The 25,398-nt window shown below is 71.5% G+C and carries 28 protein-coding genes and 1 tRNA gene; 9 read left to right on the top strand and 20 right to left on the bottom strand.

The features are described 5' to 3' along the window. The first annotated feature begins 40 nt into the window (after positions 1 to 40). Positions 41 to 1,525 (top strand): FAD-dependent oxidoreductase, encoded by a 1,485-nt coding sequence (locus tag AB0C02_RS02515; protein WP_357540306.1) that lies wholly within the window; start codon positions 41 to 43, stop codon positions 1,523 to 1,525. 3 nt (positions 1,526 to 1,528) lie between these two features. Here AB0C02_RS02515 and AB0C02_RS02510 read toward each other — a convergent pair whose 3' ends face one another. Beyond that, positions 1,529 to 2,293 (bottom strand): crotonase/enoyl-CoA hydratase family protein, encoded by a 765-nt coding sequence (locus tag AB0C02_RS02510; RefSeq protein ID WP_357540304.1) that lies wholly within the window; start codon positions 2,291 to 2,293, stop codon positions 1,529 to 1,531. 268 nt (positions 2,294 to 2,561) lie between these two features. Continuing rightward, positions 2,562 to 2,717, bottom strand: coding sequence for a DUF397 domain-containing protein (locus tag AB0C02_RS02505; RefSeq protein ID WP_357540302.1), 156 nt, complete (start codon positions 2,715 to 2,717; stop codon positions 2,562 to 2,564). 198 nt (positions 2,718 to 2,915) lie between these two features. On the opposite strand from AB0C02_RS02505, the gene AB0C02_RS02500 reads away from it, so the two are divergent. Then, a complete protein-coding gene (locus AB0C02_RS02500; RefSeq protein WP_357540300.1) occupies positions 2,916 to 3,767 on the top strand; it encodes a Rieske 2Fe-2S domain-containing protein in 852 nt (283 codons plus the stop codon). 36 nt (positions 3,768 to 3,803) lie between these two features. Here AB0C02_RS02500 and AB0C02_RS02495 read toward each other — a convergent pair whose 3' ends face one another. The 13 genes from AB0C02_RS02495 to AB0C02_RS02435 form a co-directional block, all read right to left on the bottom strand. After that, positions 3,804 to 4,142, bottom strand: coding sequence for a cupin domain-containing protein (locus tag AB0C02_RS02495; protein WP_357540298.1), 339 nt, complete (start codon positions 4,140 to 4,142; stop codon positions 3,804 to 3,806). Between the two features lie 26 nt (positions 4,143 to 4,168). After that, complete coding sequence (locus AB0C02_RS02490) at positions 4,169 to 5,359, bottom strand: LysM domain-containing protein (RefSeq protein ID WP_357540296.1); 1,191 nt, start codon at positions 5,357 to 5,359, stop codon at positions 4,169 to 4,171. A gap of 15 nt (positions 5,360 to 5,374) precedes the next feature. Further along, the gene (locus tag AB0C02_RS02485; RefSeq protein WP_357540294.1) at positions 5,375 to 5,806 is read right to left on the bottom strand and encodes a hypothetical protein; all 432 of its coding nucleotides are present in this window, start codon (positions 5,804 to 5,806) and stop codon (positions 5,375 to 5,377) included. After that, positions 5,803 to 6,264 (bottom strand): TadE/TadG family type IV pilus assembly protein, encoded by a 462-nt coding sequence (locus AB0C02_RS02480; protein WP_357541000.1) that lies wholly within the window; start codon positions 6,262 to 6,264, stop codon positions 5,803 to 5,805. Before AB0C02_RS02480 ends, AB0C02_RS02485 begins: the two co-directional genes overlap by 4 nt. Positions 6,265 to 6,266: 2 nt before the next feature. Further along, positions 6,267 to 6,677 (bottom strand): TadE family protein, encoded by a 411-nt coding sequence (locus AB0C02_RS02475; protein ID WP_357540998.1) that lies wholly within the window; start codon positions 6,675 to 6,677, stop codon positions 6,267 to 6,269. A gap of 77 nt (positions 6,678 to 6,754) precedes the next feature. Continuing rightward, positions 6,755 to 6,961, bottom strand: a complete 207-nt coding sequence (locus tag AB0C02_RS02470; RefSeq protein WP_357540292.1) for a hypothetical protein — start codon at positions 6,959 to 6,961, stop codon at positions 6,755 to 6,757. A 27-nt stretch (positions 6,962 to 6,988) separates the two neighbouring features. Continuing rightward, complete coding sequence (locus tag AB0C02_RS02465) at positions 6,989 to 7,858, bottom strand: type II secretion system F family protein (RefSeq protein WP_357540290.1); 870 nt, start codon at positions 7,856 to 7,858, stop codon at positions 6,989 to 6,991. Next, entirely contained in the window at positions 7,855 to 8,754 is a 900-nt protein-coding gene (locus AB0C02_RS02460; RefSeq protein WP_357540288.1) for a type II secretion system F family protein, read from the bottom strand. Before AB0C02_RS02460 ends, AB0C02_RS02465 begins: the two co-directional genes overlap by 4 nt. A gap of 5 nt (positions 8,755 to 8,759) precedes the next feature. Then, positions 8,760 to 10,286: a CpaF/VirB11 family protein gene (locus AB0C02_RS02455; RefSeq protein WP_357540286.1), complete on the bottom strand. Its 1,527-nt coding sequence runs from the start codon at positions 10,284 to 10,286 to the stop codon at positions 8,760 to 8,762. Then, the gene (locus tag AB0C02_RS02450) at positions 10,276 to 11,109 is read right to left on the bottom strand and encodes a ParA family protein (RefSeq protein WP_357540284.1); all 834 of its coding nucleotides are present in this window, start codon (positions 11,107 to 11,109) and stop codon (positions 10,276 to 10,278) included. The genes AB0C02_RS02455 and AB0C02_RS02450 overlap by 11 nt, the downstream gene beginning before the upstream one ends. Then, the gene (locus AB0C02_RS02445) at positions 11,109 to 11,771 is read right to left on the bottom strand and encodes an SAF domain-containing protein (RefSeq protein WP_357540282.1); all 663 of its coding nucleotides are present in this window, start codon (positions 11,769 to 11,771) and stop codon (positions 11,109 to 11,111) included. The genes AB0C02_RS02450 and AB0C02_RS02445 overlap by 1 nt, the downstream gene beginning before the upstream one ends. Positions 11,772 to 11,826: 55 nt before the next feature. Then, positions 11,827 to 12,756, bottom strand: coding sequence for a hypothetical protein (locus AB0C02_RS02440; protein ID WP_357540280.1), 930 nt, complete (start codon positions 12,754 to 12,756; stop codon positions 11,827 to 11,829). Beyond that, entirely contained in the window at positions 12,750 to 13,313 is a 564-nt protein-coding gene (locus tag AB0C02_RS02435) for a hypothetical protein (RefSeq protein WP_357540996.1), read from the bottom strand. Before AB0C02_RS02435 ends, AB0C02_RS02440 begins: the two co-directional genes overlap by 7 nt. A 592-nt stretch (positions 13,314 to 13,905) precedes the next feature. On the opposite strand from AB0C02_RS02435, the gene AB0C02_RS02430 reads away from it, so the two are divergent. Then, a complete protein-coding gene (locus AB0C02_RS02430; protein WP_357540278.1) occupies positions 13,906 to 14,679 on the top strand; it encodes an A24 family peptidase in 774 nt (257 codons plus the stop codon). Here AB0C02_RS02430 and AB0C02_RS02425 read toward each other — a convergent pair. Beyond that, on the bottom strand, positions 14,672 to 15,133 hold the full coding sequence (locus AB0C02_RS02425) for a hypothetical protein (RefSeq protein ID WP_357540276.1): 462 nt from the start codon (positions 15,131 to 15,133) through the stop codon (positions 14,672 to 14,674). The genes AB0C02_RS02430 and AB0C02_RS02425 overlap by 8 nt on opposite strands. 187 nt (positions 15,134 to 15,320) lie before the next feature. Here AB0C02_RS02425 and AB0C02_RS02420 point away from each other — a divergent pair. Next, positions 15,321 to 15,395 (top strand) — tRNA-Lys (locus tag AB0C02_RS02420). A 313-nt stretch (positions 15,396 to 15,708) separates the two neighbouring features. Then, entirely contained in the window at positions 15,709 to 16,167 is a 459-nt protein-coding gene (locus tag AB0C02_RS02415; protein WP_357540274.1) for a hypothetical protein, read from the top strand. Positions 16,168 to 16,219: 52 nt separating this feature from the next. Here the strand turns inward: AB0C02_RS02415 and AB0C02_RS02410 are convergent, their stop codons facing one another. The 4 genes from AB0C02_RS02410 to AB0C02_RS02395 all read right to left on the bottom strand — a co-directional run bounded on the left by AB0C02_RS02410 (position 16,220) and on the right by AB0C02_RS02395 (position 21,071). Further along, the gene (locus tag AB0C02_RS02410) at positions 16,220 to 18,265 is read right to left on the bottom strand and encodes a hypothetical protein (protein WP_357540272.1); all 2,046 of its coding nucleotides are present in this window, start codon (positions 18,263 to 18,265) and stop codon (positions 16,220 to 16,222) included. Positions 18,266 to 18,413: 148 nt separating this feature from the next. After that, entirely contained in the window at positions 18,414 to 20,327 is a 1,914-nt protein-coding gene (locus AB0C02_RS02405) for an EAL domain-containing protein (protein WP_357540270.1), read from the bottom strand. Continuing rightward, a complete protein-coding gene (locus AB0C02_RS02400; protein ID WP_357540268.1) occupies positions 20,314 to 20,937 on the bottom strand; it encodes an RNA polymerase sigma factor in 624 nt (207 codons plus the stop codon). Before AB0C02_RS02400 ends, AB0C02_RS02405 begins: the two co-directional genes overlap by 14 nt. Beyond that, positions 20,934 to 21,071: a hypothetical protein gene (locus AB0C02_RS02395; protein ID WP_357540266.1), complete on the bottom strand. Its 138-nt coding sequence runs from the start codon at positions 21,069 to 21,071 to the stop codon at positions 20,934 to 20,936. The genes AB0C02_RS02400 and AB0C02_RS02395 overlap by 4 nt, the downstream gene beginning before the upstream one ends. Positions 21,072 to 21,604: 533 nt before the next feature. Here AB0C02_RS02395 and AB0C02_RS02390 point away from each other — a divergent pair. The 4 genes from AB0C02_RS02390 to AB0C02_RS02375 all read left to right on the top strand — a co-directional run bounded on the left by AB0C02_RS02390 (position 21,605) and on the right by AB0C02_RS02375 (position 25,395). Further along, positions 21,605 to 22,537 carry a polyphosphate polymerase domain-containing protein gene (locus AB0C02_RS02390; protein WP_357540264.1) on the top strand — a complete coding sequence of 311 codons (933 nt, stop codon included), beginning with the start codon at positions 21,605 to 21,607 and terminating at the stop codon, positions 22,535 to 22,537. 5 nt (positions 22,538 to 22,542) lie between these two features. Then, entirely contained in the window at positions 22,543 to 22,788 is a 246-nt protein-coding gene (locus AB0C02_RS02385) for a hypothetical protein (RefSeq protein WP_357540262.1), read from the top strand. Between the two features lie 206 nt (positions 22,789 to 22,994). Further along, on the top strand, positions 22,995 to 24,122 hold the full coding sequence (locus AB0C02_RS02380) for a CotH kinase family protein (RefSeq protein ID WP_357540260.1): 1,128 nt from the start codon (positions 22,995 to 22,997) through the stop codon (positions 24,120 to 24,122). A 283-nt stretch (positions 24,123 to 24,405) separates the two neighbouring features. Next, entirely contained in the window at positions 24,406 to 25,395 is a 990-nt protein-coding gene (locus tag AB0C02_RS02375) for a hypothetical protein (RefSeq protein WP_357540258.1), read from the top strand. Positions 25,396 to 25,398 lie beyond the last annotated feature (3 nt).

Below are 25,398 nucleotides of genomic sequence, written 5' to 3'. Positions count from 1 at the left end.
GGTGCTGGCTGCTGGCCCACCGGTACGAAATGCTGGCGGGATGGGGGAGCCGGAGCTGGTGGACGTGGTCGTGGTCGGGCTCGGGGTCGGCGGCGAGGAGGTGGCCGGGCGGCTCGCCGAGGCCGGCCTCACCGTTGTCGGGATCGAGCGGGACCTGGTCGGCGGCGAATGCCCCTATTGGGGCTGCGTGCCGAGCAAGATGATGATCCGGGCGGCGAACGCGCTGGCCGAGGCGCATCGGGTCAACGAGCTGGCGGGTTCCGCGCAGGTCCAGCCCGACTGGGCGCCGGTCGCCAAGCGCATCCGCGAGGAGGCCACCGACACCTGGGACGATCGGGTGGCGGTCGAGCGGTTCACCGGCAAGGGCGGCCGGTTCGTCCGGGGCAGCGGCCGGCTCGACGGCCCCGGCCGGGTACGCGTCGGCGATCAGGTTTTCCAGGCCCGGTACGGGATCGTGCTCGGCACCGGGACCCGCCCCTCGATCCCGCCGATCGACGGCCTCGCCGGCACCCCGTACTGGACCAACCACCAGGCGATTGAGGTCGAGGAACTGCCGGGGTCGCTGCTGGTGCTGGGTGGCGGCGCGATCGGGCTGGAGTTGGCCCAGGTCTTCGCCCGGTTCGGCGTCCAGGTGACCGTGATCGAGGCGGCCGAACGGGTACTCGCCATCGAGGAGCCGGAGGCGTCCGAGGTGGCCGCGACGGCGCTGCGCGCCGACGGAGTCGAGATCCACACCGGCGTTCGGGCCGGGCGGGTCGACCACGACGGCGTCACCTTCACCGTGCACGCGGACGGCATCGAGTTCACCGGTGAGAAGCTGCTGGTGGTTACCGGCCGCATGGCGCACCTCGACGAGTTGGGGCTGGACACCGTCGGCGTCGACGCCGCCCAGCGCTACCTGCCGGTGAACGAGCGGATGCACGTCACCGAAGCGGTCTGGGCGGTCGGCGACCTCACCGGCGAGGGCGCGTTCACCCACATCGCCATGTACCAGGCGGCGATCGTCGTCGCCGACGTGCTCGACCACATGCGACGGACCAGGGGCGGCCCGGACGCCAGCGGCACCGCCAGCGTGGTCGGCGGCGCGGCCGGGGTGGCCAGCGCGGTCGGCGGGGCGATGAGCGCCGGCGGGTCGACCGCCACACCCGGCAGCGTCCCGTACGCCGACTATCGGGCGCTGCCCCGGGTCACCTTCACCGACCCTGAGGTGGGCGCGGTCGGACTCACTGAGCAGCAGGCCCGCGAGCGTGGCGTCAACGTCCAGATCGGGTACGCGGACCTGACCTCCTCCGCCCGGGGCTGGATCCACAAGGCCGGCAACGCGGGCTTCATCAAGCTGGTCGCCGACGCCGACCAGGGCGTGCTGATCGGCGCCACCTCGGCCGGCCCGGCCGGCGGCGAGGTGCTGTCCGGGCTGGTGGTGGCGGTGCATGCGGCGATCCCGGTCAGCCAGCTCCGGCACATGATCTACGCGTACCCGACCTTCCACCGCGCCATCGAGGACGCGCTGCGTACGTTGAAGTGAGGTCTATTCCGCGGGCTCGCCGTGGCGGCCGGCGCCGGCGGTGAAGCGGTTGGCGCCCTTCACCCCGTCGGTGATCAGCGACTCGATGCCGAAGGCGAGTTCGGTGGCCATCGCCTCCGGCTCGGGCAGGCCGGCGTTGGTGAGCAGCGCCGCCCGGTCGTTGCGCAGGCAGGTCTGCGGGTGCCGGGCGACATCGGCGGCCAGCCGCTCCGCCGCCGCCCGGGCCTCACCCGGCGCGACCAGCCGGTTGACCAGGCCCATCGCGTACGCCTCCTCGGCGGGGACCGGGCGGCCGGTGAGAATCAGGTCCATGGCCCGGCTCTCGCCGATCAGTCGGGGCAGTCGGACCGTGCCACCATCGATCAGCGGTACGCCCCAGCGTCGGCAGAACACCCCGAGCGTCGCGTCCGACTCGGCGATTCGCAGGTCGCACCAGAGCGCCAACTCCAGGCCGCCGGCCACGGCGTACCCGGAGATCGCGGCGATGACCGGCTTGGACAGGCGCATCCGGGTCGGGCCCATCGGGCCGTCGCCCTCCGGCTCGACCCGGTTGCCGCGCGGCGTACCGATGGCCTTGAGGTCGGCGCCCGAGCAGAACGTGCCGCCGGCTCCCCAGAGCACGGCGACCGCCGCGTCCGGGTCGGCCTCGAAGGCGCGGAAGGCGTCCGCGAGCGCTCGGGCGGTAGGACCGTCGACGGCGTTGCGGGCCTCCGGCCGATCCAGGATCACGGTGGTCACCGGCCCGGCGTGCTCGACGCGTACTCCCATCGGGTCAGCATGCCCTCGACGGTGGCCGGCACGCCAGGCTGCCGGTGCCGGTGCCGGTGCCGGTGCCGGTGCCGCGGGTGGCGGGGTCCGTGCGGTGCGGGCCGTCGCGATACGGCGGGCGCGGCTACCGGTCAGCGCGCGCTGTCGAGCTGATGGCGTGAACGAATCACTCCGCGCGGGGGAGGCCCGCCTCCAGATCTTGGAGAGTTTCCGTCCGCCTCGAACGGTAACTTTCCAAGATCTGAAGAGTTCGGGCCGGGAGGATGGGTCAGGCGCGGGTGGGGGGTTGGGTGAGGAAGGTGCGCCAGGCGGTGGGGGTGAAGGCGAGGGCTGGGCCGGTCGGGTCCTTGGAGTCGCGGACTGCGACCAGGCCGGGGAGGTTGTCGGCGACCGGAACGACGTGGACGCGGATGTGCGGCTCCACGGCCCGGAGGAGGTTCCGCGGTGGCCGCTGATGCACGGATTTCCGCTGGTCACGCGCTTGAGGGTGGCGATGACTCACAGTTGCTGCCGCGACCAGCAATGGCCGCTGGTTAACCCGACACCTTCCGGGAAGTACCCGATGGGGTGATTCGCGGGGGCTGCCCGGTTTGGGACCTCGGATGCCGGGAAGTCGCACCAGGTGCGCGGACTATTGGTGAAACTCGAACAGGCCTCCCGACTCGACGGGATCGGTGACCGCCTTCAGCGGGCCGTCCAGGGCACCCTGCGGGGCCAGCGAATCCGGGACTTCCTGCATGGTGTCTGGCTGGGGCATCCGCTGCACCCGGCGATGGTGCAGCTGCCCGTCGGGGCCTGGATGAGTGCTGCGGTGCTCGACCTGATGCCCGGGCAGCGCCGGGCGGCGGCCACGCTGATCGGGATCGGCACGGTGAGTGCCCTGCCGGCCGTCGCGGCCGGGCTGAACGACTGGGCGGCCCTTTCCCGGGAACAGCGCCGGATCGGCCTGGTGCACGCCGGCGCGAACACCATCGGTCTGGCCTGCTACGCGGGCTCGCTGGTCGCCCGGCGCAACGGCCGGCACGGGCTGGGCAAGGCGCTGGCGTACCTGGGGCTGTCGGCGGTGAGCGGCGGGGCCTACCTGGGCGGGCACCTCGCGTACTCGCAGGGGGCGCAGGTCAGCCAGAGCATCTCGGAGCTGCACCGGATGAGCGAGGGATGGCACCCGCTGGGCGACATGGCCAGCCTGCCGCAGCGCCAGCTCCTCACCCGGGAGATCGATGACGTCGCGGTGATCCTCTACCGGCACGGCGACGACGTCACCGTGATGCTGGAGCGCTGCCCACACCAGAGCGGCCCGCTCGGCCAGGGCCAGGTGCAGGAGATCGACGGCCACGACTGCGTGGTGTGCCCGTGGCACGGCAGCACGTTCCGGCTCAACGGTGGCGAGGTGGTGCACGGGCCGGCCGCCAACGACCAGGTGCTCCTGCCAACCCGGGTCGTCAACGGCCGCCTCGAAGCCCGCCTACCCTGACCCGGGCCGCATCGGGCCGTCGGCCGTGGCGCCCCGTCAGCCTGCCGGGCTGACGTACACCTTGCGTAGCGTCTCGTGCACCGTCCAGGTGGTCCGGGTGCCGGCCTCCAGCACGCACAGGTCGCCCGGGGTCAGCTCCAGCGTCGGGCCGCCCTCGACGGCGACGCTCGCGCGGCCGGAGAGCACCACGAAGACCTCGTCGGCCTCCACGTCGGTGCTCACCCCGGGGCTGTGCTCCCACACCCCGACGTCCAGCCCGGCCACGGCGGGCACCGGGACGGCACCCGTGGTCGGGGTGCCCTCCCGTACCTGGTCGGCGGGGAGCGGCTCGTGCGGTACGTCCAGGCTGGTGGCGCGGACCACGTGCGTCGGCATGGCGACGACGGTAGCCGACCTGCTGGTCAGTCCCTCCGGTGGCGGCCGGCTGTCAGCGTCCGCCCGGCGGTCTGGGGAGCCGGCCGTCGGCGCAGGCCGAGTACCGCGCCGATCTGCGCGCCGACGATGCTCGCCACCGCCAACACCGCCGAGATCGCCAGCGGCCGGTTGAACCCGCCCTCGGCGGTGGCCCCGGACGCGCCAGCCATCGCCGGCGGCCCAGCCGGTTCCGTCGCCGTGGACCCCGATGCCTCGGTCTGTTTTGTAGCCTCCGGCGACGGCTTCGCGGTGGGTGCGGGCCCGATCTCCCCCGCCCCGCCGCCGCCCGGAGCCGTCGCTCCCGGTGTGGCGCCGGACGGAGTGGCAGCCGGCGTACGCGGGGCGGGCGCCGGACGGGGCGCCGGACTGACCAGCCGTCCCGTGGCGTGCCGGCGGACCCCGTCGTCCACCGCGCCCTCGGGAAGTTTGAGCAGTTGGCCGGGGCGGATCCGGTCCGGGTTGGCGAGCTGGTTCAGCCGGGCCACCTCCCGGTAGCGCTCGAAGTCGTCCAGATAGCGCTCGGCCACGTCGCCGAGGTAGTCACCCTTCGCGACCCGGTACACGGCCGGCTCGGCCGACCCCGCCCCGGCCTGGACCGGCGGCGCGGCCACCCGGGCTGCCGAACCGGCGGCTGGCTGCGGGACGGCTACAGCGGGCGCGGCGGCGACCGAGTGCGCGGTGGCGACCGAGTGCGCGGTGGCGACCGAGTGCGCGGTGGCGACCGAGTGCGCGGCGGCGATCGAATGTGGGGCGGTGGCCGGGTGCGGGGTGGCCAGGGCGGCGGCGCTCGCGGCGGCCGGGCTCGCCGCCAGGATCAGCGCCACCGAGCCGACCAGCGCGGCCGCGGCCCGCTGCTGCCGGTGCAGCCCAGGCAGCCGGGGGGCCGGCCGGCGCAGCGCCGCCGCCAGCAATTCCACCAGTACGGAGAACGCGAACGTCGCCCAGCCGAACCAGCCCACCACGGCCAGTGCCCGCAGGAAGAGTTGCCCGTCGTCGCGGCTGGTCAACGCGGTACCCGCCTCGGCGAGGGTGGGCAGATGGTCGGGGAGGGGGTTGCCGGCGAAGGCGAGGAGTGCGATCGGCCCGCCGGCCAGCACCGCGCAGAGCACCACGAGGGCGCCGAGCCCGGTGAGGAGCTGGCCGGTTCGCCGTACGGCGGAACGTCGGGGTGCGGCCATGGCTGCCTTCCCTTCCTACGGTGCCCCGGTGAGCGCCCGTGCGGTGGCCTCACCGGTGACGGTGACGGAATTCTTGAGGCCGAAGAGGCCGAGCAGGTTCCGGCGGTAGGTGATGCGGACGCGTACCTGGATCTGCCGCTCGCCGTTGACGACCGGGAAGCTGACGTCGTGGCCGGCGACCCCACCGGCGGCGCGCAGGTAGCTCGCGACGGCGCTCCGGGCGCTCGCCTCGTCGATCTTCTTCGGGCCGCCCTCGATGGCCTGGGCCCGATCGATCATCTGACCACCGCTGCGGGCCGCCTCGGCGGCGAGGTTGTCGGCGCGCTGCAGCGACCGCAACTGCCCGGCGCCGTCGTAGGCCAGGCTGATGATCACGAGTACGCCGGTCATCGCCACGGCGAGGAAGAGGCTCACCCGGCCGCTCTCCGACGCTCGCCTCCCGGTCATCCACGGCTCCGGTAGGTGTCCAGCGGGGAGGTGAAGCTCGCCGAGACGGTCTTGCTGGCCGGCACTCCGGGCAGCCCCGGCGCCCGTAGGTCGGCGAAGGAGACCTTGCAGGTCAGCGTGACGGTGACGGTCGCCGGCACCCCGGGCGGGCTGCGGTACGCGGCGGCGAAGGTCGTCGCCGTGCCCTGGACCGAGCCGGTGAAGGTCAGTGCCGGCTGGGCGGCGCAGTTCAGCCCCGACCAGTCGAGCTGCCGGCGGGCGGCATTGGTGGCCGCGGTCCGGCCGGTACGCGCGTCCCGCGCGATCGAGGCGGCCCGGGCGGCGTCGTGTGCGGCCGACTCCACCGCCTCGGCGGCCACGGCCGTCCGCCCGGCCACCCCGGCCAGCACCATCAGCATGATGAAGGCCGGGGCGAGCACCGCCACCTCGATCGAGACGGAACCGCGTTCGCGCACCACCCTCACCCCGTCGTCCAGCGCTCTACGGGCCCGTGCGCGGTCTGCCGGACCGAGAAGTTGACCCCCGGGATCACCGACAGGGAGCGCCCGCTGACCGTGCAGGTGACCTCGGTGGCGGTTCTTGTGCAGGTGGGGCCGGGGTTCCGCCAGCCGACCAGCCAGTCACCGCTGGCGCGCAGGAAGCTGGTGGCCCGGTCTCGGCCCGCGCCGGGCGGGGCCTGGAGCGCGCGTTGGGCGTTGACCCCGGACTGCGCCGCGTTGAGGGCGGTGGACCGGGCGACGAACCAGACACCGACCTGGATCGAGCCGAAGAGCAGCACCAGGATCGCCGGCATCACCACCGCCAGCTCGACCGGGTTGGCTCCCCGGTCCGCCCCGCTGGCGGCGAGCCGAGCACGGACGACTGCGCTGATCCGCCCCGGGCCGCGCAGGCCGGTGGACCGGCCGGCGAACGCCGGCCGGCTCCGGTCCGTACGGGCGGGGCGGGGCGTCACTTCGTCGGGTCCTTGTGGTCCGGGACGGCGTCCATCCACTCCTTGGCTTTCCCCGAAGCGGCCAGGGTGACCAACATGGCGACCATGACCAGGCCGAAGATGATCACGGCGGTCGGCACGGGGCTGTCGCCCCGCTCGGGGTCCCGCCGTAGCTGGGCCAAGCGGCTGCGCACTGCGACGTACAGGTAGGTGGAGAGGCGCATCGAGGTTCTCCTTCTCTGAAATGGGCGTCACAGACGGGCTAGGAACGGATAGATGGCGAAGCCGAGCAGGACGAAGACCAGCAACGAGCCCGGGATGTCCAGCCGGCTGGTCACCCCCTCGGCCCGAGCCAGGTTGTCGGTACGGATCTGATCGCGCAGCGAGTCGGCGCGGCTGCGCAACGTCTCGTGCACCTGGGCGCCCTCGCTGCCCGAGGCGCGCATGATCGCCCCCACGTCGCCCAGCTCCGGGATACCGATCCGGTCGGCCAGCTCCTGGAGCTCGTCCCAGGGCGAGTGCATCTGGAGCTGGGCGATTCGCAGCGCCTCCCGGATCCGGTCGAAGACCCAGCCGTCGCAGACCGCCGCCGCGCGTTCCAGCGACTGCACCGGGCCGTGCGCTGCGGAGAGCTGCAACGCGACCAGGTCGAGGTAGGTGCAGACCGCCTGGCGGAACTCCTCCCGCGCGGCGTTCGCCTTCGTCAGCACGTCGCGGTGCGCCATCAGGCCGGCGACCAGCGCCAACCCCAGGCTCCCCAGCACCGGTACGACCACCGGCAGCGAGAACCCGGCCAGGAAGAGCAGGGCCGACACCAGGGCCGGCGTGGCGAACCCGACCAGCGCGGAGAGCAGCACCGACATGGCGTACTGCTCGGGGGTGCGGTCGAGCAGGGCGAGCTGCCGGTGCGGCGGGCGCAGCCAGCGGGAGAAGCCGGCCAACCAGTCCGGCCCGCGCCGACCCGCCACCGCCTGGCCTGGCGGCTGGTGCAGCCGGCGCAGCGCCGGGCCGAGCGCCGGGGTGGCCGGCAGCGCCTCGCGTACCACCAGGAAGAGGCCGAGGCCGACGAAGGCCCCGCCCAGCACGGCGACGACGAGCTCCCAGTTGAGGATCAGGCTCATGCGATCACCTCCTCCGGGTCGGGGGCGGGCAGGAAGCGCGCCGGCCGGGGCGGCTGGCTCATCGAGCGCACCCAGATCAGCAGCCCGACGAACGCGGCACCGAGCACCGCCATCACCAGCTGCCCGAACGGTGTCCGGTACGGCTGGATGTACTCGGTGTTGATCAGCCCGTACGCGAGGGTGGCCAGGGTCATCCCGGTGAGGAAGCGGACCGCGAACCGGGGCTGCGTACGCTTCGCCTCGATCTCCCGCCGGGTGGCCACCTCGGCGGACGCGGCCGAGGCGATCGAGCCGAGCACGTCGCCGAGCCGCTCGCCCCGATCGGTCAGGTGCAGGATCAGCGCGGCCACCACCTGGTCGCAGACCGGGTCGCCGATCTCTTCGGCGAAGGCGAGCAGGGCGGACTTCGCCAGCCAGCCGGCCTGGAGCCGGGCGGCCAGGGTGCGTACCTCCTCCTGGATCTCCTCCGGGGCGGTGGCGATGGTGCCGATGATCGCCTGCTGGAGGCCCTGTCCGGTGCCGCAGATGTCCTTCAGCCGGCGGGTCCACTCGCCGACCGCCTCGATCCGGGCGATGGCCCGCTGCTCGGCCCGGCCGACCGCGAACAGCCACGGCACCCCGGGCACGGCCAGCGCCACCAGCAGCCCGACCACCGGCAGCCCGGTCAGCAGGAACGCCAGCGCCCCGGCCACCACCGCCGCGACGAGCAGCGCCCGGCGATTTCGCTGCTCGTGCTGGCCGGTCCCGGATCCGGTCAAGAGTCGACCCGCACCGGGGCGCGCGCCCGGCGCCGGCCCGGCGGGCCGGCGGGTACCGACCAGCGCGACCACGGTCAGCACGAGCCCGGCCACGAACGCCGCGCCGGAGAAGAGGGCGACCAGCTCGATCATCGACATGGTGGCTACCGCCGTCCGAGCCGGGTGCGCAGGGGCCGGCGCCAGGCGCCGGTGCCGGCCTCGATGAACCGGGTCAGCAGCCGGGCGTCGTAGCCGACCCGCAGCAGCTGAGCGCGGATCCGCTCGGGCAGGTGTCGGGGAACGGCCCGGCCGTCCGGCCCCGGCCCGAAGACCGTGGTGGTGGTGATCCGGTTGCCCTCACCGACCCCGATCACCTCCTCGACGTGGGAGACGAAGCGGTGCTTGCGGCCACCGATCGCGGTCTCGTCCTCGACGTTGACGTAGACGATCAGGTCGAGCGCGTTGCCTGCCATCCGGCGGGCCTGGTCGACCGTCATCTCCCGGCCGTGCGAGAGCGCCAGCTCGATGATTCGTTCGCTCACCCCCGCCGGGGTACGCGCGTGGATGGTGCACATCGACCCGCGGCTGGTGGTCATCGCCTGGAGCATCGGCACGATCTCCCGGGACCGGACCTCGCCGACGATGATCCGCAGCACGCCCATCCGCAGCGAGACCGGGATCAGGTCGGCGATGTTCACCTCGCCGGCCGGGCGGCCGTCCAGCCCGCGTTCGCCGTGCCCCTCCCGGGCCTCGAAGCTCATCACCGCCCGGTGCCGGTGCCCCCGGCGGGCCGGCAGCAGCTCGCGGCTCTCCTCCAACAGCACGTACGGCTCGTCCGCCGGGATCTCGTCCATCAGCGCCCGGATGACCGTGGTCTTGCCCGCCCCGGCCAGCCCGGCGACCATGATGTTCAGCCCGGCCCGCATCGACGCGCGCAGGAAGTCGCGCAGCAGCGGGTCGATCATCTCGTCCAGGTCGGGGCGGCCACCGGCGATGTCCTCCAGGCTCACCGCCAGGGTGTTGTGCTTGCGGATCACCGCGTACGGGCGGTGGCTGACCAGGAACACCGCGGCCAGCCGGCTGCCGTCGGGCAGTTGCAGGTCGAGCGTGGGCTTCGAGGTGGAGAGGGATCGTTCGGTGGCCCCCGCGCGGCGGGCCGCCGCCTGGAGGATCTCCACCAGCTCGTCGTCGCTGTCGGCGATCGGCTCGGACCAGTCGACACCGCCGCCGTGTCGGGTGATGCGTACCTGGTCGCAGCCGAGGATGTGCACCTCCTCGATGGTCTCGTCGACCAGCAGCGTCTGCAGCCGGCCCAGCCCCACCAGCTCGGCGGTCACCTGGTCGAGCAGCAGCCGTTCCTCGTCGGCGGCCATCGGCGTGCCGGACCGGCGCACCGAGTCCGCGTACGCGGAGACCACCGCGACGGCCAGCCGCGCCCGCTCCACCTCCTCGGCGTCCGCGTCGAACTCCCGGCCGCGCTGCCAGAGGGTGAGCCGTTCGCTCAGCTCCCGGCGCAGCTCGCGGACCACGGCGAAGTCCACCCGGGGACGCGGCGGCGGTGGGGGCGCCGGTGGCGCCACGGCCGCAGCCGGCGGGTGATGGCGGCCGTTCGGCGGGGCCAGCGGCGGCGCGGTGGAGGTGGCACCGGGTTGTTGCCCGCGCGGGTCGTGGGAGACCGGCTCAAACCGCACCGGGCACCCCCGGCGCGGCTGCCGTGGTCACCGCCTGCGGCTGCGCCGCTCCCGGCCAGGCCAGCCGGGCCCGCCGCCGATCCAGCAGTGCCCGGACCGGCACCTCCAGGGCGCCGGCCGCGCGCATCAGCGGCCGACCGGCGCGTACGGTGCCGCCGAGGCTGAGCACCGCCGCGGTACGCGGGTCGTGCGGCAGCCGGGCGATCACCGGCAGCCGTAGCGCCTTGCTGATCTCGCTGGAGGGGTGCCCGTCGCCGACCACCAGCAGCCGCAGCGTGCCCGGGGGCACCCGGTGCTCCGTGAGGTCCCGTTCGACGGCCCGGACGGCGGCTCGGGTGGCCGACAGGTCGGGCAGGTGCGCGCGGGTGACCAGCAGCACCACTGCGGCGGCGCGCAGCATCGCCCACGGTGGACTGGGCACCTGCAGCCGGCCACAGTCAATCAGCACGTCGTACGGGGGGATGCCCTTCTCCAGTCCGCCGAAGAAGTCGGCGAACCGCTGCCAGAGCGGGGTCACGCTGCCGGCCTGGGCCGGGTCGACCACGCCCGGCAGCAGCAGTCGCTCCCGCTTCGGCGCGTCCAGGTCGACCAGTTGCGACCAGAAGGCGGTGTCCAGGTTGCCGTCGCGTAGCTCCCCGACGGCCAACTCGCCGATGCCCCGGGGGCCGTCGAGCGCTCCGCCCAGATAGCCGGCGAGGATCGAGCCGCCCGCCGGGTCGCATTCGGCCAGCACCAGCCGCCGGTGCCAGGTCAGCGCGGCGGCCAGCGCGGACGTGGTGACGCCGGGCGAGCCCTTCGCCGAGAGCAGCGCGATGATCGCCATCAGGCCGCCTCGGTGAGCACGAGCGCGATCCGGTCGTCCGCGGCCAGCACCACCACCGCCGGCACGTCGCGTACGGCCAGGACCAGGTAGACCACCACGTCGCTGTTGTCCGGGGTGGCGGTGTCGATCACCGTGGCCTCGAACCGGGTGGCGCTGCCGCGTGCCCCGTCGTCGGCGTTCGCGCTGCGGTCCGGGGTGCTGATCAGCAGGACCTTGTCGCCGGGGTGGAGCGTACGGGCCGGCACCCGGCTCGGCCTGAGCCCGAGCGCGATCTGCTGCTGCCCGGGCCCGAGCAGCGGGGCGTCGGTGAGCTGGGCGTCGGTCAGCAGGGTGCCCGGGGTCAGCCGGACCGCCGCCCGCAGTTCCAGCACCTCGTCCAGCCGGCGGGTCGGTATCGGCCGCAGTTCCTGCCCGCCGGAGACCCGTACCGTGATCAGGTCGTCGGCGGTGAGCTGCTGGCCCACCTCGACGGGCCGGGCCACCGCCAGGTAGCTGCCGGTCGATCGGACCGAGTTGACCGCGAAGGCCGCGCCCAGCCCGCCGAGGGCGATCAGCAGCACCGCCAGGCCGAGCAGGCCGGGGCGTATCCGCCGCTGCCGGACCACCCGGGGCGGCGCCACCGGGGCGTCCGCCGAGATCCCGTTCCGGGTCGCCACACTCACTGTGCCATCTCCGTTCGCGACTGCGGGGCTCGCAAACCCGGCTCACTCCTCGCGCTCACCGGGTCACCACCTGAAGTTCGTTGATCTGCACCGGAACCGTGCCGCTCACCCGGCTCTGCGCGATGTCGCCGCTCGCACCCCCACCGGTGGTCCAGTGCACGGTCCAGTACGTGGTGGCGCTGACCTGGTAGGTGCCGGCCTTGGCATAGCCGCCGTTGTAGCCGCAGTCGGGGGAGGTTTTCCCGGCGCGTGGGCCGTTCGCCACGTACGCGGTGCCGGGCCCGGTGCAGGTGATCCGGGTGCCGTCGCCCATGGTCCACACGATCCGGGTCACCCGGGCGGTGATCCGGACCGTCAGCCCCCGGTCCGAGGCGGAGGCCCGCAGCGGGCCGAAGTACGAGGTCCCGCTGCTGGCCCACATCCAGACCGGCAGGCCGACCAGGCCCGGCCCCTTGCTCCGCCGGGGCGCGACCGCGATCCGGGGCGGCAGCAGCGAGATCGAGGCGAGGGCCCGGCGGGCCAACTCCTCCGGGTCGGGCGGCGTGCCGAACCCGGGTGGCGGGCTGTCCAGCAGGACCTCCGTCAGGGTGCCCAGGTCACCGCCGTTGCAGGTCCGCGTGTACCACTTCATGCCGGGTGGTGCCTCGGGCTGCGGCTCGGACAGCTTGTAGTAGCAGCCGTCGCCGTTGTTGAACCAGCCCAGGTGTTCGTCGTAGCAGGCGATCGCCCGGCCGTTCCACTGGCACTTCGGCGCAGCGCCGGGATCGCCGCCACCGGGGTTGCCGCCGCCCGGCCCGCCCGGTGTGCCCGGGTCGTCGTCCCAGACGTGGCAGTCGTTCTGCCCCGGCGGGCAGTTCCCGCCGCCGCGACCGGCCTGAGCGGGTACGCCGGTCAGCGTGAGCAGCAGCGCCAGGCCGGCCGCGAGCAGCAGCCGACGGAGTGTCCCGGCCCAGGTCGGGACACCCGCTCCTCCCCAGGTCAGCACGGCTGGTCCTGGTGTGCCGCGCCGCCGTTGATCAGCCACCGGCCGTCCGGGTAGCGGGCGGCGGTGGCCGTCGCCAGGTATCGCCCGCCGCCCGTGCCGGGCACCACCCGGTGGTCCTTGGCGTAGACGAGGCGGTAGTCGGTGGCGTCCAGGCAGTCCTGGATCTCCACGGTCGGCGGGTCGGCGACCAGGTCGACCGACACGACCGTGGGATCGGAAACGAGTCGTCCGGTACGCATCGCGCCGTGCTCCTTCGCCGTACGAATTGTCACCCGTACCCGGGTCAGCAGCGGATCGGCCAGGAATCGGGTCAGCTCGGGATGGCCGGGATCGCTCCGCGCGCTCGCCACCCGGGACGCCGCCAGATATCCGGAATAGGCGGCGAGTGCCGCTTTCCCGGCCGCCTGTTCGCTGGCGGTGAAATGTGCGGCCGGTGTGCCACCCGCCCTGATGAGTGGACGGGCGTCGGCCTCCGGCTCGGCGCCGCAGCCGGTGTTGGCTGCCAGCAGGGCCAGGCTGAGCAAGCAGATCAGTCGGCGGGAATGCCGTGTTCGCAACACCGCGCCCTCCTCGGTGGCGACCCGGAGCGGCTGTACCGCGCGTGCTCCGGGCATGCGGCAGCGCCCCCGGATGTCTTCGCCCGGGTCCCCAGTGGCTACCGCCGTATTTACGTCTGCAGATCTTCTGCTAATTCGAAACGTGATGTCTCCGGTCGGCCTCCGACGCCAATTGATCGGGGGTTGCGTCCCACCCAAGGGGCGAGCATAGGCTGACGCGAGCCGATGCAACAGAGGCAATTCAACTGATCACTTTGAGTGATTACAGGTGGTGGTGGCCGGTGGGTGTCCGAACGGCGACGTACGGCCGAGGGTCGGCCGGGCCGATGGCGGGAGTACCCTCGCCCTGTCAAGGGGTCCGGGGGCCCGCTCGGCCACCGCGCGGCGGGGGAATTGACGGCATCGATCCCTCTGGTCCGATCTGTTCCGTCGGCGTCGACGTCCGTCGGGGCCGGTCACGCGGCGGACGTCAACCCGCTGGCCGGGTCGACCGGAACGCCGTTTTCAGCGCCATCCGCTACCCGCCGAGGCGGTCAATCTCACTCTCCGTGTTCCATGTTGGGACCGTCCGCCATCGTGCCGGGGTGCCGGCGTGACCGCCGAACGGCTCCGGGCCGCCCCGAAGGACGCCGCCGTCCGGCGTCCGGTGGTACGCCTGCTGGCCGCCCTGGCGGTCGTACCGCCGATGCGGCTGGCCGTCGCCCGGTACGCCGTACCCCCCGACTCGGTTGACCGGGCCGGGTGCGACGGCTGCGGCGCTCCGATCGGCCTGGACCGGCCGCTGCCGGCGCTCGGGCCGACGGCCCGGTGCCCGGTGTGCCGGGCCCGGGTCGGCGCGGCACCCGGCGTGGTCGAGTTGGCGCTGGTCGCGGCGGTGGCGGTGCTCGCGCTGACCGGCGGCCCGGTCGGCGAGCGGCTGGCGGTGGCCGGGTGGCTCGCATTCGCGGTGCCGCTGGCCCTGATCGACGCCGCGGTGCACCGGCTCCCGGACCGGCTCACCTATCCGGCGGCGGCCGGCGTGTGGGTGCTGCTCGGGGCGGTCGCGCTGGCCGGCGCCGGACCGGCGCCCTGGCTGCGCGCCACCGCGGCCGGGCTCGCCCTCGGCGCGGGCTTCGCGGGGACCACCCTGCTGCTCGGCCGCCGCGGGTTCGGGCTCGGCGACGCCAAGTTGGCGCTGAGCGTCGGCGCGTTGCTCGGCTGGTACGGCTGGCCGGTGCTGGTGGTCGGGCTGATGCTGGCCGTCACCCTCTCCGCCCTGGTCGCCCTGGTGCTGCTGGCGATCGGCCGGGCTCGCTGGTCCAGCCACCTGCCCTTCGGCCCGTTCCTCGTCGTCGCCACCGCGCTGACCCTCGTACTCACTACCTGACCGAGATCCGCTCGACGACCTCCTCCAGCGCCTCGAAGGCGTACGCCCAGTTGTGGCACTTGAAGCTGCGCAGCCCCTCGATCGGAGTGCGGCAGTCGGTGCAGTGCACGCCGGGGATCGCGTCCGGGACCTCGGTGTTGACGTACTTGCGCTCGCCGAGGATCACCCGGGCGATCATCGCCGGGTCGTGCACCCCGTGCACCCCGTGCAGCGCGGAGGCGACGATGTCGTACCAGGTCGCCCGACGGCCGCACTTCCGGCAGTCCGGCTCGTCGCCGCTGACCCACAGCGGCGCGCCGATGCTGCGTGCTGGTATGCCGAGGAGCTTCTCCAACCGGCGTACGTCGTGCTCAGGCGTGGTCCACCGGTGCCGGCCGGGCAGCGAGGCCGGCGAGTCGTAGACGGCACGGAACACGGCCGGATCGACCTCCACGGTCTCCCGCCTGCTGGTCATCAGCTACCTCCTCGCCGTCGGTGCTCCCACCGTCGTACCAGGTGAATGCCGCCGGCAGCGGGATCACGGACCCGAGACGCCGGCGGCGTGTCGCCTGCCCGGGGGCGTGCCAGTGTGGACCTGCCCCCTGGGCGGAGCGAGCGCCGCACGCCGAGCCGGCAGGCGTCGGGTAACCTGATCGGTCGACGGGCCGTTAGCTCAATGGCAGAGCTGAGGACTTTTAATCCTTAGGTTCTGGGTTCGAGTCCCAGGCGGCCCACCAACCTTCCTGATCCTCAGGTGCCGGAAAGCTTACTGTCGGGTTCCCGGGCCGGGCATCCCCGGCGCGTACGCGCCGCTCCCGGCGGCCCAGCCTGCGGGGACCAGCGGGCCCACGGCGGCAACCCCGGTGATCCCGGAGGCATCCGCCACCCCCGAACCCGCTTAGTCCGGGCCGCTGCGGCCCGATCCCGGCCGTCCGCTCAGCAAGGCCCAGGCGCGCCGCCGCCGCGGTCAAGACAGTGCTGCCCAGAGGCTGGACCGCCCGACCTATCACCGACGGTGATCACCGGATCGACCCGCCAGCCTGCCGGCCGTTGGCCGAGGACGCCTACCTCGACCAACTCAACGCTGGACAGCGGGTACGAGAGCGGGCCCGATACACGACGACACCCGGGCCGGTCGGAACCGCCTCGACCGAGGTGGTGGTCGAAGTCCGGTCGCACACGATGCCGGTGCCCCCATCGGTATTGGCCGAAGCCGAGACAGCGCGGCGAACCTGCCCAGCCTTCACCGCCCGCAGCGGGAACAACCCACCAATACGCTTCAACGTCCACGCCGCCACCCCGCCAGCCCTCGGTCAACAGTCCTGGCGCGTGGACTACCACTTCGCTGCGGGCAGTGGGCCGATCCGAATCACCGGCCACTCCAGCTTCCTGATCGTCCGGGTCGGCCACAACCTGGTGACCCTCTACGTCACCGCCATCCGGGAGCCGATCGACGAGAAACTGGTGACAAAGATGGTCCGGGCGGCCGTGACGGCACTCGACACGTGACCTCCCCCGATCCTTCGGATCAGAGTTGGACGACGGCACCCACCGCGGCAGGTCATCGACGGACTGTCACGGATGCGCTGGTCGCGCGCCCGTCCAGGTGGCCGGTCCGCTTGGCGATCACCGTGACGGTGATCCGCTTGTTGCGCATCGAGGCCTTGAGCTTGAGTGACCTGCCGGCCGCACCCTTGATGATCTTGCCGTTCAGTCGCCACTCGTACCGGTAGGACGTGGCCGTGGGTGACCAGGTGCCGGGCGACGCCTGCAGGGTGCGGCCAACCTTCGCCGTACCCGTGATCTTGGGCTTCTTGGTGGCCTTGGGGGCCGAGCCCTTGGCGACGGCGCTGGTCGAGGCGGAGGTCGCGGACGTCGCAGTGTTGCCGGCGCGGGAAGCGGTCACCGTGACGGAGAGCCGCTTGCCGGCCAGCGACGCCGGGATCTTGTACGACGAGCCGGTCGCGCCGCTGATGGCGACGCCGTTCGCGTTCCATCGGTACGTGACCGATGTCGCTGCCGGCGACCAGGTGCCGGCCGTGGCCTGAATGGTGTCGCCGACCTTCACCGAGCCGCTGATCGCCGGTGCCTTCGTGAGCTCCAGCGCAGGCAGCGGTGCGACCGTGATGGCGTCGTTGAGGATTGCGTACAGCGTGCCGCCGTACGGTTTGACGGTCACTGAGGCGCGGCCCGGCGGCACTGCGGCGAAGTCGACCTCCACGACGGTCCGGGAGCCGGCCGGGTCGACGGACCTGATCGTCGCCGGAACGGGCAGCCGACCCGACGGGGTCACCTCGATGACGTCGCGCGGGTGCAGGAACATGCCCTCGATGGTCAGCGTCCGCTTCTCGCCGGTGGTCACTGTGGTCGGCGACACCGAGTCCACGTGGGCGTTCACGACGGCTACGGCGAAGTTCGCCGCCGCGATGCTGGACCGCTTCCCGTCGGCGGTGACGCTACGCACGTACATGGTGTGGCTGCCGGTGCGGTCCGGGGTCCAGGTCAGCGTCGCCTTGCCGTCCGGTCCGGCGGGCAGCGTCGCCCACTCCGGGCCGGTACCCCACTCGAAGGCCGTCGTCCCGGGCAGCCGCGCGGTGAAGGAGAAGTCCCCTGGAGCCTTGCGACCGTATTTGCCGAGCACGCCCAGCGGGAAGTCCGTGGAGGAGATATACGGGAAATCGAGGGCGTGCCAGACCACTTGACCCTTGGCGGTCGTCAGGCCCTTGGCGTTGCGGGCCGTCACGTAGACCCAGTTGGCCCCGGCGCGGGTCGGCGTGACCGAGAAGGTGGCGCTGCCGTCGGCGGCCGGTGTGATGCTCTGCTTCGTCGCCGGTTCGTCGTTGAACGTCACGTCGTACGCCACGACGCCCGGCATTTCCGTGCGAGCGGTGAAGGTCGCCAGCGTCCACACATCCTCACCGCCCGCCCGGGTCAACTGGGGCGCCGCCGGGTCTGGGCTGGCTCCCGCCATGCGGATCTCGGAGAGCTTGCCGTCGACGTCGCGACTCTGTACGAGCAACGCGATCATGCTGGTGTCGTGCATGTACCACTGGACGTCCGCGGTCCCGTCCGCCCGCGCCGGCACGGTCACCGTCTGCTCCGGCCGCTGCCCACCGCCGGTGTACGGCCAGACCAGGTACTCCTCGACGTTCGGCATCCGCGGGGTCAGGTGGAACGTGGGGGTGGCGCCCAGGTACACGATGCCCCCGGGGTCGCGCACGACCACCGGGCCGTCATCTACCAGGAACTCGTAGGCGTACTCGGCGTACTCGGTCCCGTCCCGGCCGACTGTGTGCACGGTGAGGAACTGCCTGCCGGCTCGCCGTGGGGCGATCGTCACGATCGCATCGCGGCCGGCGTCGGCGGAGACGGTCCCGGACTGCCCGTCGTCGGTCCGCCAGGCGAACGAGGCGGCGTCGGCGACGCGGGCGCGCAGTGTGAACACGCCCGGCACGCCGACGTTGTAGTTCAGGTTGGGCTCAAGATAGGGATGGCGGTAGGCGGCGGAGTCGACGATCGGCCGGGTGTCAACGTCGGCGGCCGCCGTGCCGGAGCCCAACGCGGCCGCGCCGGCCACCATCGCTGCGGCGGCAACCAGCGAGATCAAGCGCCGCAGAAGGCGCGGATGTGCAAGCATGCCTGATTTCTCCCCCAGGGCGGACCGTTGTTGATCTCCGCATGGATAAGGTTCGCATGAGAGCGCGGCAAAGTGCGAGCCCGTTGTCCTGCCGGGCCACCCGCCGTGGGCCCTCACCTCAACCCATGGCGGTCTGCTGCGGCAGAAGCGACAGTTCGAATTCGATCGTCTGCACCTGCTGCTCCGGGCTCACCGCTATCGGCTCAGGTCGTCCGGTCTGGTAGCCCTGGGCGAAGTCGACCCCACTGCTCTTCAGGAGTTCAATGGTCTCCTCGTCCTGGACGTACTCAGCAGCAACACGGATACCGAGTGTGTGACACAGCTCCACCAAATTCGACACGACGGCCTGGTCCGCCGGCGACCGGCAGAGATCGATGATGAACATTCCATCGATCTTGACGAGGTCCACCGGTAGGAACTTCAGATGGGCGAGGGCGGCGTATCCGGTACCGAAATCGTCGAGCGCCAGGCGGCAGCCGATCTGCCTGATCCCCGTGGCGAAGGCCAGGGCCTCGTTACGGTTCTCGATGAGAGCGGTCTCGGTTATCTCGAAGGTCAGGCATTCCGGTTTGACGTTGTGCCGATGGATCGCCTCAGTCACGTAAGTGAGCAGGCCAGGGTCGGCGAGGGACTTGCCGGAGATGTTGACCTGGTAGTGGGAAGTCTGCGCCCCCCGGCCGATCAGTTCCAGGGCATGGTCAATGACCCACTGGTCCACCGTGAGGATTTCGCCGACACGCTCGGCCATGTCGAGGAAAGCCCACGGTGCGACGGCATCGCCGGTATCGCTGCGAACTCGCAGCAGGATCTCGTGGCGAGTGACCTGATTGAGGTGAAGGTCCACGATGGGCTGGGCGTAGAGGGCGAACCTGTTGGCCGCGACCGCCCGCCGTACCCGGGACCGGCATCGGTCTGTCCGGTCCTTGTCCGCGACGGGCTGGTCGAGAACGGTGATCGGGGTGGCGTTCCGGCGCGCGTCGCGGGCCGCATGCTCGCCGTCGACGAGCAGGTCGAACCCGGTGGCGAGCACGCCGCTGCCGAAATGCACCAGGCCCGCCCAGGTGCTGAGGCGCATTGTCTTCTGCCGGACGCTGAACAGGTGGCTTCGGAACGTGTCGACGATCCGGGCCGCCAGGGTTTCGGCGGCTTCGGCGTGCTTGTCGGGCGGGGCGAGGAGAACGCCCCACAAGCCGGAGCCGACCAGCCCACAGGTCACCTCGGCTCCGACGATCGTGCGGAGAAGTTGGGCGACCGCCGCCGTCAACTGGTCCTGGTCTTCGTCGGTGAGCGCGTCGGGTAGCCGGGTGGCGGGTTCAGTCGCTAGGACGACAAGTGCGCCGCCGGTGCTACGGCGCGCTCGGTCGACCTCATCGGTGAGGTAGCTGCGGGTCGGCAGTCCGGTCACGGTGTCCTGCACGGCCAGGTCGGCACAGAGCATCTCGTCGCGGATGGCGAGTCGGCGGTGCTCTTGCCGGGCGAGCTCGAGCGCGGTGACATCCACTCCCGTGGCGATGATTCCCGACGGCTCGCCCTCGGTGGTGAGTATTTCGAGGTGGCAGTGCACGTGGCGGATGCTGCCGCCCGGTTGGATCACCCGGAAGCCGACCTCGTCGGGACGGCTCTCTTCCCACGCCGCCTTGACGGCCCCCCGAACCATCTCGACGTCTGCGGGATGTACGAGTTGGCCGAGTGCCTCGGGGGTCAGGCGCAGTGTCCCCGGCGCGTGCCCGAAGATTATTGCCATCTCGTCCGACCAGGCGAGGCGTCCGGAACCTTGGGTCTTGCCCCCGCCGGTCGTCCAGGTGATCGTGCCCAACTTCGCCAGCTGCGCGGCGCGCCCGACCCTGGTCGCCTCGTCGACATCGGCGGTCAGTGGGTCAACGAGATCGGTGTCGACAATGATTTCGTACCCCTTGGCGAGTGAGTGGTCGTACTGGCCCTGTGCCGCGCGCGCGACGCGGCGCGCGCGGGCCAGTTCCAGCGGACTGGGCTGGCTTGCCTCGGCCAGCGCCAGAATGTCATCGAGATCCACGACTTCCTCCCTGGCGCGAGCGGTCTTTCGACTCCGTGTAGCCGGCTGCCTCGGCCAGCTCGCGCAGCCGCTTTCTCGCGGCGACCTTGTAGGAGCGGACGCTGTTCTCGGTCAGCCCGAGGACGCGGGCGATCTCCTGGTTGGAGAACCCCTCCCGGGACATCTGGAACACCTCGGCGTGCCGCGACGGGAGCTGGTGCAGCCAGGCCCGTAGCGCCTCCTGCGCGGCCCACACGTCGGCAATGTCCGGGTGCGGCTCTGGCGGCAGGTCTTCCGGCGCCACCGGGGCTTCGCGTTGACGCCGTTCACCGTCCTTGCGAATCTTGTTCCGGGCCGTGGTGATGACCCAGCCGGCCCGCTTGGTGTAGGTGCGGATCTTGGGCCACTGGACTCGCCCGAGCAGGTACGCCTCGTTGAGAGCGTCCTGGACCACCTCACGGTCCCAGCATCCCGCCCTGAGAATGCGCTCCACCGTGTGGTAGGAATCCTCGACGAAATCGGCGAATTCCTGGTCGTGCTCGGCTTTCAGGCGCGCGGCCTCCGCCTTGCGGGCCGCCTCGCTGTCGGCCGGCTCCGGTGTCAGGGCGGCGGTGCCCTCGACCCCGATCACGCGGCTTCCCCGGGGGCATCACAGCTCAGCATGCTGCGGGCACCCAACTCCACCTCGCGATGCCCGTCACGATCACACTCCACGATCCGCACCACGTCGTGGTCGGCCTCGGCGAGCTTTATCAGCCCGGTCACCCGGGCTGCGGTACGTGTCGACGCCTCACGTTCCTCATGTAAGCGTGTCCGGTGCGCCACGTAAGCCCGTACCAACCCTGCCGCCGTTCCCGCGAGGGCTAGAGCCAAGGCCATCACCTGGTAGCCAGAGAGCGGCTCTGCCAGCGCTTCGGTCATCATTCCCCCTCGTCACTCTTGGTTGCCAATTACTATCCGTGGAGAGGAGTGAATGTAGGTGTCTCACCGTCCACAACTTTCGCGGAGATCAATGATCACGGTGTTCGCCTGGTAATACAGCGCAAAGTCGTGGGTGCGGGACGCTGGGCAAAGGGAGAATTGCCGGCGTCGTCACGTAACTTCCCCGCGAAGCTTGGCTACTCCTCGTAATCGATTGACCACTGAGACCCCTTGGTCGCGCCGACTGTCCATCGTCGGCCCGTTGGGTGTCGTACACCCAGCGTTCATGTTCGGTTCTAACGCGGTTCAAAGGCTGCTCTCAGGTTGAGCTGCTTTTGTCTCGTTCGTTCCCTGCCGTCTAGAGATAGGCGACGAGTATGCGATGGACGTTCCGACGCCGTGCCGTGCCGCCGGATCGCACTGCCGGCACCGCACCGCCGGACCCCGATCATCCGGCGTCGTCATCCGAAGAGACGCGAGACCGCAGCGAAGACAGCGGTCACGCGCTGCGGGCACCGAGCAAGCTGCACGCGTTCAACCGCTACGAGATCAAGTATTTGATGCCCAGCACCGCGCTGCCGGCGCTGCGCACCGAACTCGCCCGGCGACTCGACTTCGACAGCAACGGCGTCAGCGGCGGTTACGGAGTCTGGAGCGTCTATTACGACACCCGCGACCTCAGGTTCTACTGGGAAAAGGTCGAGGGGTTGAAGTTCCGCCGCAAGTTGCGGATACGCCACTACGGCGATCGGTCCACCATCGACGACGACACCACGGTGTACGTCGAGATCAAGCAGCGGGTCAACCGGGTCACCCAGAAACGCCGGGTCGCGCTGCCCTACCGCCTGGCCCGGGACCTGTGCGACCGCCGGATCATGGTCGAGCACGACCCGTCGCAGCGGGCGTTCCTGGAAGAGGTCCTGGAGTTGGTCTCCGGGCTGGACCTGCGCCCGGTCGCGATGACCGGCTACCAGCGCGAGGCGTTCGTCGGGCGCGACGCCGACGCCGGCCTGCGCGTCACCGTCGATCAGCGGATCCGCGGCCGGGACCGCGATTTCCACCTCGGCGCGGACGCCGAGAACCGCCTCATCGTCCCGGCCCGGCTCGCGGTGGTGGAGTTCAAGGCCAACGAACGCGTCCCGTACTGGCTCACCGACCTCGCCGCCGAACTCAACATGTCGGTGGTGCGCGTTTCCAAGTACTGCCAGAGCGTCGAGGCGGTCGGCCGCGCTCCCCGATCGATCTTCCACGTTCCCGATGAAGACCCCACCGGTGCCCCGGTACCAGCTTTCGCCGAGAGTGAGGCCTAAACCCCATGCCATTCGACGTTCAGGATCTGTCCGGCACGTTCAGCGTCGGTGACATCGCCATCGCGCTGTCGCTGTCGTTCCTGCTCAGCGCGATGATCGGCTGGGTCTACCGCTTCACGCACCGCAACGTTTCCGCGACGGCGACTACCAGCGGCTGCTCGACGAGCTCTGGCAGGACGGTGAGAAGAGCTTCCTCGAAGCCGATCTCACCATCGACGGCACCGACGTTCCCAGCGTCGGTATCCGCCTGAAGGGCAACTCCACCCTGGCCGGGCTCACGCGTAACGGCGAGGCCCGGTCGGGCGGATTCGGCCAGGGCCGCCCGCCGGGTGCCGGACAGGCCCCGCCGAACGGCGGCGGCCCCGCCGGCGGCTTCCCGGGCCGCGGCGCCCCGGACGGCGCCAGAGCAGGCGCGCCGGGAGGCAACCCGCCGGGCGGGGGTGCGCCGGGCGGGGGCGTGCCGGGCGGCGCCGGACCGGCCGGAGGATTCGGCCAGGCCTCGCTCAAGGCCGAGGAGCCCGAGACGCTGCCGTGGCTGATCCGCTTCGACGAGTTCGTCGACGGTCGCCGATACCAGGGTCACCGCGAACTCGCCGTACGGGTCGCCGGCATGGGAGGTGGCACGACGGTACTCAACGAGGCCGTGTCGCTCAACGTGCTGGCCGCGGCCGGGCTGGCCGCCGAGCGGTACGCGTACGCCGGCTTCACCGTCAACGATCGCCCCACCGTCGCCCGCCTCGTCGTCGAGCACCCCGACGAGGGCTTCGCCGATGCGCTGGGCGGCTCCGGCGTGCTCTACAAGAGCCTGGCCACCAGCCAGTTCACCGACCAGGGCGATGACCCCATCGACTACGCCGACGACTTCAAACAGATCACCAAGAAGGGCAGCCAGGACCTCCAGCCCGTCATCAACCTCATCAGGTGGGTCAACGCCAGCAGCGACGCCGAATTCGACCGTCACCTCGCCGATCACGTGGACGTGCCGGCCCTCGCCCGTTACCTGGCCGCACAGAACCTGCTGCTCAACTTTGACGACATGGCCGGCCCCGGCCGCAACTACTACCTCTGGTACGACCTGAGCACCAAGAAATTCACCGTCGTCGGCTGGGACTACAACCTCACCTTCGCCGGCAGCGCCACCCAAGGCCCCCACGACACAACCACCATGGGCGGCCGTTTCCCCCAGAACGGCGACGGGCCGCCGCAGGGCTTCCAACCACCTGACGGCATGCAACTGCCTGACGGCTTCCAGCCACCTGACGGCTTCCAGCCGCCCGGTGGTGACGACGCCGGCCGGCAGGGCCGGCCAGGCGGCTTCGGCGGAATGGGCGGCAACAAGCTCAAGGAACGCTTCCTCGCCAGCGCCGCGTTCAAGACGGTGTACGAGGACGCCTACCGCGACCTGTACCGCAAGTTCTACGCCAGCGGCACCGCACTGAACAGCCTCGACAGCATCACCGAGGTCCTATCCACCGCAGCCGGATACGACGAGTCAAAAACCACCGCCGACGTCGAACAACTGCGAACCCTGATCCGGCAACGTACCGAACACCTCGCCACGGACAGCGTCATCACCAGCCAGTAAATCCGACGCGGGCGACGAGGCCCCCAGGCGCTACGGCCGGCGGTGTGAGTGAACGTGCACCGCCGGCCACAGCCCGCTCAATCATCGTCGACCCGTCTGTCAGGGGTCGATGTCTGGGCGTGTCTCGGGCGAGGAGGCACCACCCTTGAGACAAATATGCCTCTGAGGCATACCGTCGCGGTCCGCCTCGACGAGCCGCCACGCCCCCTACCGTCATCGATGGGCCGGTAAGCTCCCGCATCGGGCTGTGCTGGTGCGGTGACGACAAGGAGCCACGGTCGGTATGTCATTCGCGTCGTCGCCACCAAGCAGCCGGCACTGGACGTTTACCGCCGTCGCCACCGGCCTCGTCTCACCGGCCCTGGTGTGGGCCGCTGAGCGGTCGTACCGGTCGTGGGACGGGTGTCTTCGCGCCCGCGGGGTCCGGCTCAGCGACCCCGGGGCGGAGATACCCGACGCCTGCCGGGACATCAACGGGCTGTTGGCGCTGGTGATGCTGGCCGCCGTCGTCTACGTCGCCGCGACGGCGATCACCGGCCTGTCCGTGGGGGCGGTGGAGGGACGGCGCCGGCGTGGCTTCGGCCGCCGCCGATGGGTCACCGTGACGGTCGTCGGGATCACCGCTCCGTGGGCGCTGGTGACGTACGCCGCCGGATATGGCATCGGTCGGCTCCTGCCACCCCCGGCCGTCGACAGGGCGTGGGCCGAGGGCCGCGACGCCGCGCTGCGGATCCTCGGGCTCCTCACCGCAGGCGGCCAGCCGAGCACCGTGCTCGCGCCGGGGTTCCTCACCGACGAACCGGTGCACCTGGACGCGCGGCTGCACTACGCGCGCCACTACGGCGCCACGGTCACCTACACCCAAACCTCGGCGGCGGCGGTCGGCTCGGCGGGCTTCGTGGCCGGCGCCATGGTCGCCAACGCCATCGGCAACAGCAGCGCCAAGTCCCGGGCCGAGCGTCTGGCCCGCCCGCAATGGCGCGAGCACCAACTCGCCAGAGTCGTCCTCACACCCACCAGAACCTGGTGCGGTGTCTCCGGGCGGTGGCTATCGTTCGACCACGCCGCCGTCATGGAGTACCACCTCGACAACTACGGTGCGGTGCTCACCTTCGCCGACTCCGAGCCGCTGCGAGTGAACGGGCCTGCGGCCTGGGCGCACGCCGTACTCTTCGGCTATTTCCGCTTCGGTGCCCACGCGTTGGCCACTCTTCCCTTCCTCGAACCGATCCGCGCCGCGCTGTCCGCACCGCCAAGCCCGGTGGATGGCTAGATG

This window comes from Micromonospora sp. NPDC048999, from assembly GCF_040649295.1.
Lineage (GTDB): Bacteria > Actinomycetota > Actinomycetes > Mycobacteriales > Micromonosporaceae > Micromonospora.
This window is presented reverse-complemented; position numbering and strand designations above follow the sequence as displayed.